Annotated in this window: 11 protein-coding genes; 1 reads left to right on the top strand and 10 read right to left on the bottom strand. The window is 30.3% G+C overall.

From position 1 onward, the window contains the following. Positions 1-41 precede the first annotated feature (41 nt). From B8978_RS05620 to B8978_RS05580, 9 genes are all read right to left on the bottom strand, one after another. Positions 42-1,934: a DUF2142 domain-containing protein gene (locus B8978_RS05620; protein WP_084114597.1), complete on the bottom strand. Its 1,893-nt coding sequence runs from the start codon at positions 1,932-1,934 to the stop codon at positions 42-44. An 18-nt stretch (positions 1,935-1,952) separates the two neighbouring features. Then, positions 1,953-3,839, bottom strand: coding sequence for a DUF2142 domain-containing protein (locus tag B8978_RS05615; RefSeq protein WP_084114596.1), 1,887 nt, complete (start codon positions 3,837-3,839; stop codon positions 1,953-1,955). Positions 3,840-4,121: 282 nt separating this feature from the next. Beyond that, entirely contained in the window at positions 4,122-6,650 is a 2,529-nt protein-coding gene (locus B8978_RS19755; protein WP_176212622.1) for an Ig-like domain-containing protein, read from the bottom strand. A 93-nt stretch (positions 6,651-6,743) separates the two neighbouring features. Then, a complete protein-coding gene (gene galU, locus B8978_RS05605) occupies positions 6,744-7,649 on the bottom strand; it encodes a UTP--glucose-1-phosphate uridylyltransferase GalU (protein WP_084114595.1) in 906 nt (301 codons plus the stop codon). 82 nt (positions 7,650-7,731) lie between these two features. Continuing rightward, entirely contained in the window at positions 7,732-8,802 is a 1,071-nt protein-coding gene (locus B8978_RS05600) for a tetratricopeptide repeat protein (RefSeq protein ID WP_084114594.1), read from the bottom strand. Positions 8,803-8,906: 104 nt separating this feature from the next. After that, positions 8,907-10,637, bottom strand: coding sequence for a phospho-sugar mutase (locus B8978_RS05595; protein WP_084114593.1), 1,731 nt, complete (start codon positions 10,635-10,637; stop codon positions 8,907-8,909). A gap of 110 nt (positions 10,638-10,747) precedes the next feature. Then, the gene (locus B8978_RS05590; protein ID WP_084114592.1) at positions 10,748-11,326 is read right to left on the bottom strand and encodes a 50S ribosomal protein L25; all 579 of its coding nucleotides are present in this window, start codon (positions 11,324-11,326) and stop codon (positions 10,748-10,750) included. Between the two features lie 265 nt (positions 11,327-11,591). Then, complete coding sequence (locus B8978_RS05585; RefSeq protein ID WP_242950495.1) at positions 11,592-13,007, bottom strand: DUF6056 family protein; 1,416 nt, start codon at positions 13,005-13,007, stop codon at positions 11,592-11,594. A 24-nt stretch (positions 13,008-13,031) separates the two neighbouring features. Then, positions 13,032-13,583, bottom strand: coding sequence for a hypothetical protein (locus tag B8978_RS05580; protein WP_084114590.1), 552 nt, complete (start codon positions 13,581-13,583; stop codon positions 13,032-13,034). Between the two features lie 316 nt (positions 13,584-13,899). On the opposite strand from B8978_RS05580, the gene B8978_RS05575 reads away from it, so the two are divergent. Then, positions 13,900-15,360 (top strand): aminotransferase class I/II-fold pyridoxal phosphate-dependent enzyme, encoded by a 1,461-nt coding sequence (locus B8978_RS05575; RefSeq protein ID WP_084114589.1) that lies wholly within the window; start codon positions 13,900-13,902, stop codon positions 15,358-15,360. Between the two features lie 122 nt (positions 15,361-15,482). Here B8978_RS05575 and B8978_RS05570 read toward each other — a convergent pair whose 3' ends face one another. Beyond that, positions 15,483-18,086: an Ig-like domain-containing protein gene (locus tag B8978_RS05570; protein WP_084114587.1), complete on the bottom strand. Its 2,604-nt coding sequence runs from the start codon at positions 18,084-18,086 to the stop codon at positions 15,483-15,485. Positions 18,087-18,096: the final 10 nt, after the last annotated feature.

The raw sequence follows: 18,096 nt of genomic DNA, 5'->3' as shown, positions 1-18,096 counted from the left end.
TACGACATATTTTGAAGTGGCCTCTTAATTTTATAAACTATTTAGTTACTAAATTGAAGATAGATGTATATTGCGGATACACTAAGTATAATTGTCGTCATCACTATAATAGCGTAATTTAGTTTTTCTTTATTAAATTTACTTGATATTTTATTGTTTTTAAATAACAACAACAATGGTAACAATAAAGGTGTTATATACCTACCTTGAACTCCATCAATTGTATTTTTCGCAACAGGTGTAAATGTAAGATAAAGGGCTGTCAATACTAATACCCATGATAATATAATTGAAATCCCCATAATCTTCTTTTCTGCTTTCCCTAAAATCAGTACATCGTCTTCAGCATCTACAATTGCAACAACAAATAACGTAATCAATATTATCATAAACCATACTGAATCAATTCCTCCACAGTACGCTAATGATGAAATTGCACCTTGGAATAATCCAAGCGTTGATGAAGAAATAAATTTGACTATGATATATGCGTATTGTGGTAGGTTCCTAATAATAAAAGAAACTTGTCCTTTAACATTTACACCAGGTACGCCCCATTGGTTAATATTTTTTGACTCTCCATATAAAAATGTTGCTATCGCCACCACTCCAATTATGACAAAAGGAATAAGTTTAACTAAATACTTGTCCATTTTTTTGTTATTACGGAATTTATTGGTTGGGACTGCTAAAATCAGAAGTATCAAGGGTGCATATGGTACCTTACACATAGTTGTTACCGCCACGCAAGCAACAAATTGGGCAATTTGTCTATACCCTATACTATTTTCTTTTTCACACAGCATATTTACAAAGATAGCAACAGCTGCTATTGCAAATATTTGTGACATTGGATCAACTGAATATGCTCCCGCTGTTAAAATTACACATGGAAAAAGCAAAATTATAAATACCAACCGCTTAGCAATTTTAATACGCTTTATTATTACCCCCCCTAATAATGAAAATACTAAAAGAGAAAAAAATCTTCCTAAGTAGAATGTTAATATAAATGGTAACCTCAACGTCTTTCCAACAAATATTCCTATGGACTGTGGTATATATGGCACAAACAGATATGTATCTTCAGGAGAATTAATATGTTTTTCATTCGTATAGTCATTGTTAAAGAATGTTATAACACTGTCTATTCTATCCACATATGAATTATATAAACCACCATGTCCACTATAGCCAGTAAAAGCATCTATGTTTGAAATCCATTTTGATTGTTTTGTTTTTGAAAAATTAAAATCAAAAGAAGCTGTTTCATATGACCTCAAAAAATGTGCACTTTCATCATAAGAATAATATTGAGGAACACAAATTATAAACATTGTACCCAAAGCTAGTGAAATAGCTATAAATGAAACATGTAAATTCTTTTGAAGATATTTTTTAAAAATCACTATTGCCAATAGAATATATATTATCACTATCGTCAATAAAAACCTTATAATATTGAAATAGAATTTGTTATTAATATCAACACTTTGAAGTCCTATGCTTTGTTTACTGCTGTCAGCCTCCACATAAAACTTTATATTTTTTATATTTTCATTTATATCTATGTTTAAAAAACCTTTTATATCAGAATTACTAGTATAGGTCATAGAGATATTTCCATTTATATCTTTAGTATAAACTTTAAAACTTTGACTTCCTTGTTTAAAATTTAATCTAACCTTTGCTGCATATCTATTAACTGGAACTTCAAAATATGCCTCTTTTCCGGTTACATATAACCCATTACTATCCCTTTTTAATCCATTAAGTGAAATATTATCTACACTTACGTTATACAAACCTCTCTCACTTCTAGCAATTTTAAAGTGATTAAAATTAAACACAACTACTTCAAGAAAAATGCCTATAACAAGCACTACTACTGCTAAAATTGCTATGCGCATCCTCCTACTGTCCTTTCTATTCATGAAAACACCCCTTATTTATTAGTTACTATATTGAAAGAAAACTTTTATTATGGAAACAATAAGAACTATTGAACATTCTAGCATTAAAAAACAGTTTAATTTCTCCTTATTCAAGTTGATTTTTATTTTTCCATTTTTCACCAGTAAAAGAAGTGGAACTATCAGAGGTGTAATATATCTTCCTTGAACCCCATCAACTGTGCTTTTACCTACTGGAGTAAATGTAATATAAAGTGCAGTTAGAGCTAATATCCAAGACATTGTTGAGGATAATAATAGCATGATTTTTTCATTTGCTCTAAGCTTCAAAACATCTGACTCATCATCTACTGCAGCAACAATTATCATAGTTACCACTATAATTACAACCCAAATCGTGTTTATTTTTCCACAATATGCGAGTAGCCCAATAGCCCCCTGAAAATACATATCCACTGAAGTTGTAACCGATGTATATATAACATGTGCATACCTTGGAAGATCACTTATAATATATTTTACTTGTGCACTTACGTTTACTCCAGGTACTTTCCATTGATTGATATTTTTTGTCTCTCCATAGAAAAAATTTCCTGCAGCAGCTATGCCGACTATAAATAGAGGCATAACTTTTAAGAGAATAAATTTTTGCTTTGATATAGTTTTAAATTTATAACGCGGAACCACAAGTATAAGGAGACTCAGTGGTGCATATGGAACTTTGCATATGCTTGTTATTGCTGCGCAGCCTGCAAACTCCAAAACTTGTATGTAACTTATGCTATTATCTTCTGCACAAAGCATATTTATAAATATCGCCACACTAGCTAATGCAAATATTTGTGTCATAGGATCCACTGAATAGGAACCAGCCGTCATAACAGCACATGGAAAAAGTAACGTGATAAACACAAGCCTTTTAGCAATTTTAATGTGTTTAATTATTAAAGCCCCTAATATAGAGAATATTAACAGCGCAAACATCCTACCTAGATAGTATGTAATTATGAAAGGTAACCTTAAAGTTTTACCTACTAGTATTCCAGCTGCCGCTGGTATGTATGGCACAAACAGATATGTATCCTCTCCTGAAGTCACATGCCCATTTTTTGAATAGTCATTGTTAAAAAATATCTTTGCGTTATCTAATCTATCCCTATAAGAATTATAAAGATTATATCGCCCATTTGATATAAAGCATTCATCTATGTTTGAAATCCAATTTGAAGTTTTAGTTTTTGAAAAATTAAAATCAAATGAGGCAGTTTCATATGCCCTAATAAAATGAGCGCATTCATCATAAGAATAATTAGGTGGTACACATATTGTTAGTACAGAACCTAAGATCATTGAAATAGCAAAGAATGCAACATGTAGTCGACTTTGTAATTTAATTCTAAAATATAGTAATACTAAAACCATATAACCTATACCTATCATCACTAAAAATCTTACTATGTCAAACTCAAATCTATTGTCCATCTCGATAGATTGGATTCCTACTTTTCCTACATCTGTTTTTATATAAAATTTCAAATTTTTAATATTATTATTAATAATAATATTTAAACGGTTTTTCACATCGGAGTTACTAGTGTATACTATTGACATATTTCCCTTTTCATCCTTAGTATACAATTGAAAATTATTATTTTTCTTTTCTAAATTTAACATTATCGAAATGTCATAATTATTCATAGGGATTTGAAAATATGGATTTTTCCCAATTACGTAGAGTTCGTTATTTTCTATCTTTAAATCATTAAGTACTAACTTATTAACATCTATTTCATGTAATCCACGTTGATTTTTAGGAATTTTAAAATATGAAGAATTAAATACGAATGTTTCCGTCAAGATACCAGCCAAAACTACAAACAAAGCCAGAACTAGTATTATTTTATTGTTATTCATTATTTTCTTCATTTTTCACCTCATAAGTTATATTAATTATTTCAATTATACGTATCAAAGTTTTATCACCAATATATAATATCATATGTATAACATATTATCAAAATCTTTTAGCTTAAATTGACAATTTATTAGTTATATTAAACATAAAATATTTCTATATTCATTTGATTATAGTACTATCAAATAAATATAGGAAGCCAAAAGGCCTCCTAATTAATTTAAAATCAAAACTGTTACTATTAATATAATTAAACATTTTTATGCATCACACTAGCAACAATTTATTCATATTTAATTGTATTGTGGTATATCAAATTGCAATACAGGCTTTTGGACTTGATCTATAAGCGATTTAATATTATAAATTTGATTATATGCCCATCTTACATCTGTAGCATACTGATGATTTGTAGGCGAAGCTGGATTCCATCTCATCTTGTATAAAGTATTTTGTTTGTAGAAGCTATTATTTATATAGCTTCCAGATATCCATTGTGCGCCACCATATATAGCTTGATCAACACTAAACCAACCTTGATTATATGCATATTGTGCACCCATCTGATTTGGATTACTGTCATAAGCTCCTATTCCAAACAAGTTATATGTTTTTTTACCATTTACAACTATTCCTGTTGCTAAGGCTGATTGTCCATTACCTGTTTCAAGTAAAGCATGAGAAACTAAGTAAACAGGATTAATATTGCTTTGCTGAGCTGCATCTAAAAATTGAGCACCCTTACCAGCAAGCACACCTTTACCCGCAAGTATATTATTTAAATCATCTACAGTCACGCCTTGCATATAATCTAGTCTTAAGAACTGATATACACCATAACTATCCATAAAATTTGTAGGATCCATATATTTTTGAACAGTATTTTTATCTGCCGCTATCCAGTTACCATTTGATTCCATTACTGGATCTCCATATGTCATCTGTTTAGTTACTGCATTTTGTAGCGAAGTGTTATATATCGTACTTTGTCCGTTTCCAGAAAACTTGTATATTTTAATATCAACAGATGCACTATCATTGTTAGTTCCAAGATTCTTAACCGTTATTGTATGGACTCCATCTGAAATATTAGATAGATTTAAATTAAATGAATATCCACTATTTGCTCCACCAACATAACCAGGATAAAAACTATTTACATCCGGCCTTGCTAGCCCAATACTAGCATCACCGATATAATAGGTATCATAAAATACTTCTACTCTTTGAACTCCAAATGGACTGAGAGACCATCCTGAAAGTATAACTTGTCCAGGCGAAGTTTTGTAAAAAGTCCCATTTGAAGGTGTATCTATCCAAACTCTTGATGACATATTGCTTACTCCACTTGGTAATACATATACTTGGGAATTTAGTGGTGTTACACTCCCATCATTTCCAATACTCTTCACTGTTACTGTATGAGCTCCTGCAGACAATCCATTTAAGCTTAAATTGTAGGTGTATCCACTAGTGCTTGCTCCCGTGTATCCTGTATAGAAATTATTCACATCTGGTCTTGATATACCTATGTTTGCATCACCCTTATAATTGTTGTCCACATAAACCTGTACTTTCTGTACTCCATACAAGTTTAAGGACCATCCCGAAACAGTTACATTTCCACCACTTACTTGAGCGTAACTTGGAGTATCAATAAATATTCTTGGTACCATAGAATTACTAGATACTTTTGTAACACTAACACTCTCTGAAGAATTTGCTCCATCATTTCCAGTTCCTCTAACCGTTATAGTATGCGTTCCATCGGGAATTGATGAGATATCTAAGTCATAGTTAAAACCACTAGTTGACGCTTGATAATAACTTGGATAAACCTTTGCAACGTCTGGCCTTGAGATCCCTATATTTGCATCACCTTTATATGAATTATCTACATATACTTGCACTTTCTGCATTCCTGATCCATCTATTGACCATCCTGATACACTAACTTTGTTGTTCACGCTGAATACATTTGACTTTGAAGTAGGTGTATCAATAAATGTAGATGCTGGTAAACTACTAGTAGCTGCATTAATTTTATAAATTGAAGTGTCTAGTGTTCTAGTACTTCCATCATTTCCAATACTAGTTACTGTTACTGTATGTATACCATATGACAAACTTGATATATCTATATTTGTACTATAACCGCTATTGGCACCTCCAGTATATCCTTGATAAAAGTTTGCAACATCTGGCCTTGCACCGCCTAATGTAGCATTTTGTGCACCTTTACCATCAACAGCTACTTGTACACTTTTCACTCCATTTTGACTTAATGCCCATCCGGAAACATTTAATTGGTTTGATGACTGCTTAGAATTACTTTGAGGTGAATCAATCCATAGTCTTGCTGGCAAATTGTTTGAATTTAAATTGGCCTTATAGATTGCCACATCAAGTGTTCTAGTACTTCCATCATTTCCAGTACTGGTTACCGTCACTGTATGAGTACCATATGATAGAGTTGATATATCTAGATTTGCACTGTATCCACTATTTGCACCTCCGGTATATCCTTGATAAAAGTTTGCAACATCTGGCCTTGCACCGCCTAATGTAGCATTTTGCACATTGCCACCATCTAAAGCTACCTGTACGCTTTTTACTCCATTTTCACTCAATGCCCACCCTGACACATTTAATTGGTTTGATGACTGCTTGGAATTATTTTGAGGAGTATCAATCCATAGTCTTGCTGGTAAAGCATTATTTGTACTAGCAAAAGTTTTCACCGGAACATTAATACTAACTGTAGCCATTGCAATTACACATAAGAATGTTACAATTTTCTTTTTAATAAGAGGCTTTATCACTTTTTCACCTCCTTTCAATATTAGTTTCAATTAAACTCACATTTTAATTATACAATATAAATTATAAATTATAAATATAACATTTTTACATTTCTACTTCTTTGTAGCCTTTTCATATACAGTTTTAAATTTAGGATTACTTTTTATTGTTAACAAATACTCCATAAATTGTGATTGAAGGTCTGGTCTTTTAAGTGCAAATTCAACAGTAGCTTCTAAAAATCCTAGTTTATCACCAACATCATATCTTCTTCCCTCAAAAGTGTAGGCATACATAGCTTCTTGTTGCATCAATGTCTTTAATGCATCTGTAAGTTGTATTTCTCCGCCCTTACCTGGCTTTGTATTTTCTAATATATTAAAAATTTGAGGTGTGATAATGTATCTTCCAAGTATTGCTATATCAGAAGGTGCCTCTTCTACTTTAGGTTTTTCTACTAAATCTTTAACTTTATATACAGAATTTTCAATGTGCATTCCATTTACAACTCCATACTTTGAAACTTCCTCATGAGGTACCTCTTGTACTCCTAATATTGTTGTCTTATACTCATCATAACAATCCATTAATTGCTTCAAACATGGTTTTTTACTGTCAACCACATCATCTCCAAGCATAACTGCAAATGGTTCATTTCCTACAAAAGTTTTAGCACAACTTATTGCATGTCCTAAGCCTTTAGGTTCCTTTTGTCTTATGTAATATATGTTAACCATATTAGAAATTTCTTTAACTATCTTTAGAAGTTCATCTTTTCCATGGCTTTCTAATTCATTTTCAAGTTCAACTGATTTGTCAAAATGGTCCTCAATAGCCCTTTTATTTCTGCCTGTAATTACAAGTATTTCTTCTATTCCAGAAGCTACGGCTTCTTCGATTATGTATTGTATAGTTGGCTTATCTACTATTGGCAGCATTTCCTTAGGTTGAGCTTTAGTTGCAGGCAAAAATCTTGTTCCAAGTCCTGCTGCTGGTATTATAGCTTTTCTTACTTTCATAATATCTCTCCTTCTTTGTTTTATACAAATATTATTATACATTCTTTTACTTATGTTTACAATTAATCATTTTACCATTTTATTATTTTATTATTTCCCCTAATTCCAACACAATCTCATCTTTAGGATTAATTTTCTTTGCGATTTCAAAATGCAACTTAGCTTGCTTCATATCACCTTTATTTAAATAGCACATAACAAGATTTGTACATATTTCAATGGATTTTGTAACCTCAAATGCTTTTCTTAAATATTTTATGGCTATATCATAATTATTAATGGCTGCGTAATTTATACCCAATTCATTTATTATGTCAACAATACTACTATCGATTGCCATAGCATCATTTAAATAATATATAGCTTTTTCATAGTTTCCTAGTACCCTATAGGCTACCGCAATATTAAAATTTAATATTGCATCATCTTCAAACTCATCTAAAAGTGGTATAAGGTGTTTAAGTGCTTCATTTGGATTCGTAAATATAAGTTCTTTACCCTTATCAAAATTTCTTATGTTTTCCAATATATGTTTTAATTCAATGACCTCTTTACTTTTGCTTTGAGTTTTCTCTAAATATGTATTTAAATTAAACCAAGCATCTTCATACTTCTTCTGCTTATAATATATAATGGCTTTTTTATAATATGGCTCAAAATATCCTTTTATACTTTCCGAGTTATTTAACATTTCTATATACTCTTCTTCATAAGAACTATCTAATTCTATCAAATTTTCTAAAAGCATAAATAGTTTATCATAGTTATCCTTATTAGTCTCAATATTTATAAGTCCTTTTATAATAATATATGCATCCTCATAAGACCCTTTTTTTACTTCATCAAAAATTATTCCTTTTATATAACCTAAAGCTTCATTACAGTTTTTATTTAATATATTAAGATATATTTTATTAAATTTAAAATCTTTATCTCCACCAAGTACATAAAACATTCCTTCTATAAAAAATGATACAGGTATTTTTTCAAATTTTTCCCCAGCTTTAACTTTATCAGCTACCCTTAAAGGCCTTACTGGAAGATACACGCTTTCTTTTGAATTTACACCAAATATTTGTAGTATACTCTCACCTTTAAATTCTAAAAATATTAATTTTGATACTTTCTGTACAAATTCTGCTTTTATGTCCATTTCTTTCACCATCCCAACTAATTCTCTAACCATAACATTATATTAGATTACATAAAAAATTTAAAGTGGAAGATTTTTTATCCCCCACTTTTAATTAATAAGTCTTATTTGCAAGCTTCATTTATTATTTCCATAACACTTTTATTAAATTTATCAGACTTATCATCTGCATCTACTTGACTTTTACCTATAACAGACATATAAACCTTCATTTTAGGTTCTGTTCCAGACGGTCTAACTACAAACCAAGAACCATCCTCCAGAATAAATTTTAATACATTAGATTTAGGGAGTTCTATTTTGTTTGAACTACCTTCAAGAATATTTTTCTCAACACTTAATTTGTAATCAAATGCCTTAGATATTTTAACTCCTCCAACTTCCTTTTTCATAGAAGTTCTTAACCGTTCTAATGCTTTTTGAATTTTCTCTTGTCCTTCTTTTCCTTGTAATTCTAATGAAACTAATGTTTCTTTATAATAACCATATTTATTATAAAGTTCAGTTAACGCATCAAATAAACTTAATCCTTTATTTTTATAATATAAAACCATTTCACAAACAAGCATTGCACCAATTACAGCATCTTTATCTCTTACAAACGTCCCAGCTAAGCATCCGTAACTTTCTTCAAATCCAAATAAATACGTATTTGATTTAGTGTTCTCAAATTCCTTAATTTTTTCTCCTATGTACTTAAATCCAGTAAGTACATCCAAAGTTTCAATATTATAATCATCAGCTATTTTTCTTGCCATTTCTGATGTTACTATTGTTTTTATTACTACCCCATTTTTAGGAAGCTCTTTAAGTTCTTTTAATGAAGATATTATATAATTTGTTAAAAGCACACCCGTCTGATTACCTGTTAAAACCTTATACTCACCTTCACTATCTTTTACAACTATACCAATCCTATCACAATCAGGATCAGTTCCAAATATTACATCAGGTTTAACTTCTTTAGCCATTTCTAGTGCTAATTTAAATACTGATGGCTGCTCTGGATTTGGATACGGAGCTGTTGGAAAGTTTCCATCCGGTTTCTCCTGTTCTTTTACTACGTTCACATTTTCATATCCTAATTCCTTTAATACACGTCTAACCGGTATGTTTCCAGAACCATGTATCGGTGTATATATTATCTTTAAGTCTTTTGCATATTTTTCAACTAGTTCTTTTCTTATTGTTAAATCTTTTACCTTTTCTATGTAAACTTTATCTACGTTTTCACCAATAATATTTAGAAGTTTAGACTTTTTGGCTTCTTCTAGATCCATAGATTTTACGCAACTAAAATCTTCCAATGCTGTAATACAATCTAATATCTCTTTTGCAGCCTTATCTGTTACTTGACCAGCGTCTTCATTGTAAACTTTATATCCATTATATTGTTTTGGATTATGTGAAGCTGTTATAACTATTCCCGCCTTGGATTTTAAATGTTTTACTGTAAATGAAAGTACTGGAGTTGGTCTTAAGGATTCAAATAAATTTACCGAAATTCCATTAGCACATAAAACACTTGCTGCTCTGTCTGCAAATTCTTTTGACTTATTTCTTGAATCATATGCTATACTTACAGATTTTTCTCCACTGTAATTTTTATTTATATAATCAGCTAGACCTTGAGTTGCTTTTCCCACTGTATAATTATTAAGTCTATTACTCCCTGCTCCAATTACTCCTCTAAGTCCCCCTGTTCCAAATTCTAATTCTTGATAAAATCTATCTTCTATTTCTTTTTCATCTTGTATCTTTCTTAATTCCTCTTTAGTTTCCTCATCAACATATTGAGAATTCAGCCATTTTTTATAAGTTTCTTTGTAAGTCATAATATAATAATACCTCCTCAAATATTCAATATTATAATTATACTATAAAACCAAAAATTAGCATACTTTTTTACATATAATCTTTTGTAAATAATTAAGAAGGTTTATTTCTATTCTTCATCAATTTCGTCAGGTATATTTGCTGCTGTTGGAACTGTTAATGATGCTACTACTGCATTTAAATCATCAATTATCGATATTTCAGAACTAACCTCTACATCTCTAATTCTTATACATTCTCCAAGCTTAAGTTTTGAAACATCCAAATTTACATTGCTAGGTATATTTTCAGCCTCACACCTTATTTTAATTTTACTTTTTGTTTTTTGTAATATTTCATTGTTCTTAGAAATGTTTTCGGTACCACTGAAATTGATTGGAACTTCAATATCTATCTTTGTATTCTGGGACAATTCCTGTAAATCAATATGTAGTATTTTATGGCTTACAAAATCTTTCTGTATTTCTTTTATCACAGTTTTATGTTTTTCACCGTTTAAATTTACTTCTATAATTCCATGCTCACCGTTTCTGGCAATATCTTTTGTTAGCTCCATGCTTCCTATTTCAAATAAAATGTTTTTTATATTCCTTCCATAAAGTACACCAGGAACAAATCCTTTTCTTCTTTCTCGTCTAACATCATGATTGGACTTTCGTTCTCTAATATTTGCATTTATTTCTTCCATTTATATACCACCTCTCTATATTTTTATTTTTTACCAAATTACAAAAATTATACACATCTAAACTTTGAATAAATAAACTTTATTGAGCATACTCTTTTTAGGATAGCTTTATAAAAAATTGTAAATTCCGATTTCTACTGGGGATTATACAGAAAAAATTTGTATAATAAAAACATCCTTTTATTATGTATTTTTAAAAAAACATAATAAAAGGATACTTGAAGATATATATTAACTTTCACTAATGCAACCATATATTAACTTTCTAATATGCAAACATGTAAATACATTTTAATATAGAAATTATAAGTAATATAAAAACGAATTTTTTTCTAAGAAAAAATTCCAAGTCCTTAATCAAGTATATGAATAGTATCAAAAACAAAATTGTTGATACATAAAATGTTCTTGTCCCAGATGCATAAATTGTTGCTGACTTAAACATAATAGCAGCAGAACATATTGATGCTATATAGATCAAGGATAGGTATACTCCTTTTATACTAAATTTATATGTTCTAAAAACAAAATATGGTACTGTGCCAATCACTATTGGCCATATTAAAAACTTTATAATAGTTATTTTTTTAAGTGCAAATGGATTTGGCGTATTGAAATCAAAAAGTAATTTATTTAATATCTCCCATGCCTTTTCATATACCGGTGGAAATTTTATACCAAAAAGCATTTGTGGTGGTATAACCTTGTCAATAGACAATATGTTTGCTGCAATAATTAACAAGCTTCCTACTAAAGGTATAATCACATATATTTTATTGTTTTGTGTATATTTACTTTTATAAAAACATATGCTTAAAGCTAAAATAATCATCAAAAAAATAACATTGCTATCATTTAGTAAAGTACTCAAAAGCCATTGGATACCATTAAATGCGATTTCCCATTTATTGTACAAATTATAATTAGGTAACCAATTTATAGTTTCTTTTGCATTTCTAATATAATTTCCCGGTGCTCTAAAAAGAATAATAGTTCCTATCAATGTAACTATATTTTGTATTAATAAATATTTATATACTTTTTTGTTTATTACATATATATGTATATTTATTATGGTTATAAATGCCAAAAGTACAAGTGAAACTTGTTCCTCTCCCAAAGATGCCAGAAATGCACAAATAATGTATAAATATTTATATAAGTTTTCATTGTATTCCCATAGTAATGCATCTCTAAAAGGTATAATTGCAATTAAAGCAAAAGTCATACTCCAAAGATAAACTATGGAACCAGACATCCACATTATAGAATTTAAAATTACAGATTTACTAATGAAAGCCCAGCATATGCATATATAACAATTTATAACAAATTTGTTTTTATTATTCTTACTTCTTCCATTAACAATCCTGCTAATTGCAAATACAGTGACTACAATAAACAATGGATTTATGATTTTCCAAACTCTGCCTCCATCTCTAAATATAAAATAATAAAATGTTTCTGAAGCCATTCTGCCTGTCCATCCAAAGTACCTTAATTTTAAATAATTCACAAGAGAATATTCGCTTGTGACTTTTTGAAACCAAGAATCATCATATGCATCCATAACATGAGATCTGTGAATGTAAACCAGAACAAAATACATTATAATAAAAGGTATTTTATCAATTATACCCTTGCCAAGTTTTCTTTCTATTTTAAACTTAATGTTGTTCACTTTTATTCCTCCTGGTCAAAATTTCTATATTTGAACTTTACTTTTTGTCCAACCAAAATATACTACGCTATTGTCATCCAATTGTATACCAATATCGTAACTTTCATTTTTCTTTAGTTCTTCAAAATTAAACTTAGCAATCAATCCAGAATTATCATATACATTTTTATATTTTGTTACACCTGCATTCCCTATTGTTTCACATGTAAGGTGCGTATTAGTATCAGCTAAACTTCCATTATAAAATTTAGTTATATCACTTCTTGTTACAATTCTCGTATTAAGCTTGTACATATCCCCATTTTTCCCCTTCAATATAACGGTTGGTATAATATTATAACAGTTGGTCCCTTTTAAAATAGCCCATCCTTCTATGGTACAAGTTTTACTAGCCTCATCTAAATTTATCGAATCAATATTATATACTAATTTATTACTTTTCACCCCTACTATTTTATTCATATTATATATCTTCAATTGATTTTTCAAATCAAGATCATAACCTATCAAAACTGTAGAAATACTTAACAAAATCACAACAAGTAAAATAATTAGTTTTTTGTCGACAATTTTCATTCCATCACATCCATTTTTTAGTTTTTTGAAAAATAAGTTTCTAATATGTTATTATTTTATCATATTATTTTAAATTCTTCTTAATTTTTTTACATATAATTAAAATCATTCATAAATTTTATTTAATCTACTTTCCTCAACAAATGGATAGTATAAAAACTACTTAACACTTCCAATCTAAATTTAACTATGTTACAAACTAATATTATATTGCATTTGAATATTGTATAAACTATAATAAGTATTGTTTTAAAGCATGTTATGCCTAGCTTTTCTCAGGCAATGCATATATTTTGAAAGAAGGTGCTATGCAAAGGTGTATAAACTTAATCAGAATGAAACTCCTCTTTTTGATGCTCTTCTTGAGTATGTAAATAGAGACACTATTCCATTCCATGTTCCCGGTCATAAAAAAGGTCAAGGTATGGATACAGAATTTAAAAATTTTATGGGTTTAAATCCATTTAAAATCGATGTTACAGTATTTAAGTTAGTTGATAGTCTTCATCATCCTACGGGTCCAATAAAAAAATCTCAACAATTAGCAGCTGATGCATATGGAGCAAAAGCTTCATTTTTTTCAGTTCATGGAACTTCCGGTGCAATAGAAGCTATGATTATGTCTGTTGTAAGTGACAAAGACAAAATCATAATACCAAGAAACGTTCATAAATCTGTCACCGGTGGTATTATATTGAGTGGTGCAATACCTGTTTATATGCAGCCTAAGCTCGATAAGAAAATAGGCATTGCTCATGGCGTTACTCCTGAAACTGTTGCAGAAACTTTAAAGAAAAACCCTGATGCAAAAGCTGTTTTAATAATTAACCCAACTTATTATGGTGTAGCAACTGATATAAAGAAAATTGCCGAAATTGTACATAGCTACAATATACCTTTGATTGTTGATGAAGCCCATGGACCACATCTTGGATTTAATGATAAATTACCGGTTTCAGCTATTGAAGCTGGGGCTGACATGTGCGCTCAAAGTACTCATAAAATAATTGGAGCACTCACTCAATGTTCTTTACTTCATGTTTGCTCAGATAGAGTAGATATAAATAAAGTTCAACAAATTTTAAACATTATGCAAACTACTTCACCTTCTTACATTCTAATGGCATCACTTGACTGTGCAAGAAGACAAATAGCAACGCAAGGAAAAGAGCTTTTAGATTATGCTATTAATTTATGTAATTATGCAAGAATAGAAATAAACAAAATACCTGGTTTTTATTGTTTTGGAGAAGAAGTTTTAAATAACCCTGGTGCATTTTCATTCGATCCAACAAAGGTTACTATAACTTGTAGAGACCTTGGAATAACAGGTTATGACTTGGATATGATTTTATCCAATGAATATCACATTCAAATGGAATTATCTGATTTATACAATGTTTTGATAGTTGGTTCTTTTGGAGATACAAAAGAAAATATAGATTACCTTTTAAAAGTGTTAAAAGAAATAAGTGATAAATATTATGGAAAAGGTCACAAAAAATCTGACTTTATTGATATTCCACCTATTCCTAATCAATTACTTATTCCTAGAGAAGCTTTTTATGGAAGTAAATATTCTGTTCCAATAAATGAAAGTGTTGGACTTATTAGTGGAGAATTCTTAATGGCTTACCCACCAGGTATTCCAGTACTCTGTCCTGGTGAGATAATAACTTCTGAAATTGTTAAATACGTAAAACAGTTAAAAGATGCAGGACTTTACGTACAAGGAACTGAAGATTATAAAGTTGAAAATATAAAGGTAGTTAAATAAATATCATTTAAATTTGTAGTTTGTTTATCAATCTAATAACTTAAAAAGGTATCTAAAATTATTAACAATTTTAGATACCTTTTTATTAATTAAAATTTGTACATCTCTTCATAAAACTATTACTAATTATGAAATTCAAAACTTGTTGCGTCAATGCCTGGTGCATCAATCATGCTTCTGACATGAATTTTATTATCTTGATTATCCGCAACATATGCAAGTGTATGATCAAAAGGATTTACCCACCCCATAAATATAAATGTATGCGTAGGATAACCTGTTCCATCTGAAACTGTAAAACATATGTTCCCAGGATACAGATTATTTATATCATAGTCTTTTGTCCATCCTAGAGATGTTATAAACGGAACATAATGTTCTGTATTTGCCATACTAATTGGAACATTTATACCAATATCCCTTAGAACAGAGCTAGAAAAATACACACAATTATTATGGAAATCTCCATTATGAAGCTGTACAGCTTGTCCTTCTGCCATGTTTAAATTATCTTGAAAGCTTAAGAATGATACTAATTTAGAAGCAATATTAGTATCGTTATATACTTTATAAATTACTATATCCTGATTTGTAACTTTACCATCATTGCCTAAACTCCTAACACTTATCTGATGCGCTCCATATGAGAAGGATGATATGTTAATTGTATAATTGTATCCACTGTTTACTCCACCTACATATCCTGGATATACCTTATCTACATCAGTTCTGGTTATTCCTGTAGTTGCATCTCCATTATATATATTATCCACATATACCTGTACTTTTTGTACTCCAAAGGCATTAAGTGACCAGCCTATTACATTAACTAGATTGTCTTGTGCCTTTATAAAAGCATCATTGCCTGGAGTGTCAATACATACCATACTAGATAAATCTGATGCTGTTTGTGGAAGTACATATATTTGTGTAGTATTTTTTGCTGTTGTTCCATCTTTACCAGTACTTACAACAGTTATTGTATGAACTCCAATAGATAATTTTGAAATGTCAACTTTTGTGCTGTATCCACTATTTGCTTCATTATTATATCCTTGATAAACTTTAGGTATATCCGGTCTTGACTGTCCTATTGTTGCATCTTGCATTGCTCCATTATCTATAGATACTTGTACACGAGTCACTCCATTTATGTCTAGTGCCCAGCCTCTTACATCAATTTGCTTGTCTTTTGTTTGTGAATAACTTGGAGAATCAATACATACAATTCCTGGCATATTTGCCTCAGAAACTTTCTTAATATTAACTGTAGCAACTGCCTGCGAGCCATCATTTCCAATGCTTACAACCTTTATAGTATGTATCCCATCGGAAAGTGTTGGAAGTGTTACACTTGCTGTATAGCCACTGCTTTTACCAGTATCATAACCTGGAAAAACCTTGTCTACATCTGGTCTTGACAACCCTATTGTTGCATCTGTTTCATTACCATTATCCACATATACCTGTACTTTTTGTACTCCATATCCATTAAGTGACCAGCCTGTTACATCTAATGTGCCAGTAGTTGCTAGATTAAAACCATTTGATGGTGTATCTATGTCTACATGTTGAGGCATATTTTTACTACCAGATGGCACCTTATATATTACTACATTTTGTGATGTTACGACTCCATCATTTCCAGTACTTGTTACTTTTACTGTATGTGCTCCTGTAGATAATGAACTTACATCCAAATTAGCACTATACCCACTGTTTTTACCACCTGTATATCCTTGATAAAATCTATCAACATCAGCCCTTGATTGTCCTATTGTTGCATTCTGGGCAGTTCCATTATCTACAGATATCTGTACACCTTTCACTCCAGTAACATTCAATGACCAGCCTGCTACATTAACTTCGTTGCTACTTACCTTTGAATTATTTTGTAGTGTATCTATACAAACTCTTCCAGGCATACTTTGCTCGGAAACTTTCTTAATATTAACTGTACCTACTGCCTGCGAACCATCATTTCCAATACTCACAACCTTTATAGTATGTATCCCATCCGAAAGTGTTGGAAGTGTTACACTTGCTGTATAGCCACTGCTTTTACCAGTAGCATAACCTGGAAAAACTTTGTCTACATCTGCTCTTGACAACCCTATTGTTGCATCTGTTTCATTACCGTTATCGACATATACCTGTACTTTTTGTACTCCATATCCATTAAGTGACCAACCGGCAACATTTAATGTTCCTGTAGTTGCTAGATTAAAACCATTTGATGGTGTATCTATGTCTACATATTGAGGCATGTTTTTACTACCAACTGGTACCTTATATATTACTACATTTTGTGATGTTACAGTACCATCATTTCCAGCACTTTTTACAGTTACTGTATGCGCTCCTGTAGATAATGAACTTACATCTAAACTAGCACTATACCCACTGTTTTTACCACCTGTATATCCTGGATAAAATTTATCAACATCAGTCCTTAATTGTCCTATTGTTGCATTTTGTGCTGCTCCACTATCTACAGATACTTGTACTCCTTTCACCCCACTTTTGTCTAGTGACCACCCTGAAACATTAAGTTTATTATCGCTTAATTTATAATTGCTTATAGGTGTATCTATACATACAATACTTGGTGAATTACCATTTGTATCAGCCATAACAATTGTTGTTGATGCAAATCCAGATATTAATATTAAAAACGAACAAAAAAATGCAATAGCTTTTGTTTTTATTGGGTTTATTTTCACCATTTTCACCTCC

It is taken from the genome of Clostridium acidisoli DSM 12555, from assembly GCF_900176305.1.
In the GTDB taxonomy this organism is placed as follows: domain Bacteria; phylum Bacillota; class Clostridia; order Clostridiales; family Clostridiaceae; genus Clostridium_I; species Clostridium_I acidisoli.
Note: the sequence above shows the minus strand (reverse complement) of the source record. Positions and strands in the feature narration are given on the sequence as shown.

What these genes read in the sequence shown, in the direction of transcription:
- B8978_RS05620 (WP_084114597.1), bottom strand. Translation starts at nt 1,934, where the DNA reads ATGAATAGAAAGGACAGTAGGAGGATGCGCATAGCAATTTTAGCAGTA.
- B8978_RS05615 (WP_084114596.1), bottom strand. Translation starts at nt 3,839, where the DNA reads ATGAAGAAAATAATGAATAACAATAAAATAATACTAGTTCTGGCTTTG.
- galU (WP_084114595.1), bottom strand. Translation starts at nt 7,649, where the DNA reads ATGAAAGTAAGAAAAGCTATAATACCAGCAGCAGGACTTGGAACAAGA.
- B8978_RS05600 (WP_084114594.1), bottom strand. Translation starts at nt 8,802, where the DNA reads ATGGACATAAAAGCAGAATTTGTACAGAAAGTATCAAAATTAATATTT.
- B8978_RS05595 (WP_084114593.1), bottom strand. Translation starts at nt 10,637, where the DNA reads ATGACTTACAAAGAAACTTATAAAAAATGGCTGAATTCTCAATATGTT.
- B8978_RS05590 (WP_084114592.1), bottom strand. Translation starts at nt 11,326, where the DNA reads ATGGAAGAAATAAATGCAAATATTAGAGAACGAAAGTCCAATCATGAT.
- B8978_RS05580 (WP_084114590.1), bottom strand. Translation starts at nt 13,583, where the DNA reads ATGAAAATTGTCGACAAAAAACTAATTATTTTACTTGTTGTGATTTTG.
- B8978_RS05570 (WP_084114587.1), bottom strand. Translation starts at nt 18,086, where the DNA reads ATGGTGAAAATAAACCCAATAAAAACAAAAGCTATTGCATTTTTTTGT.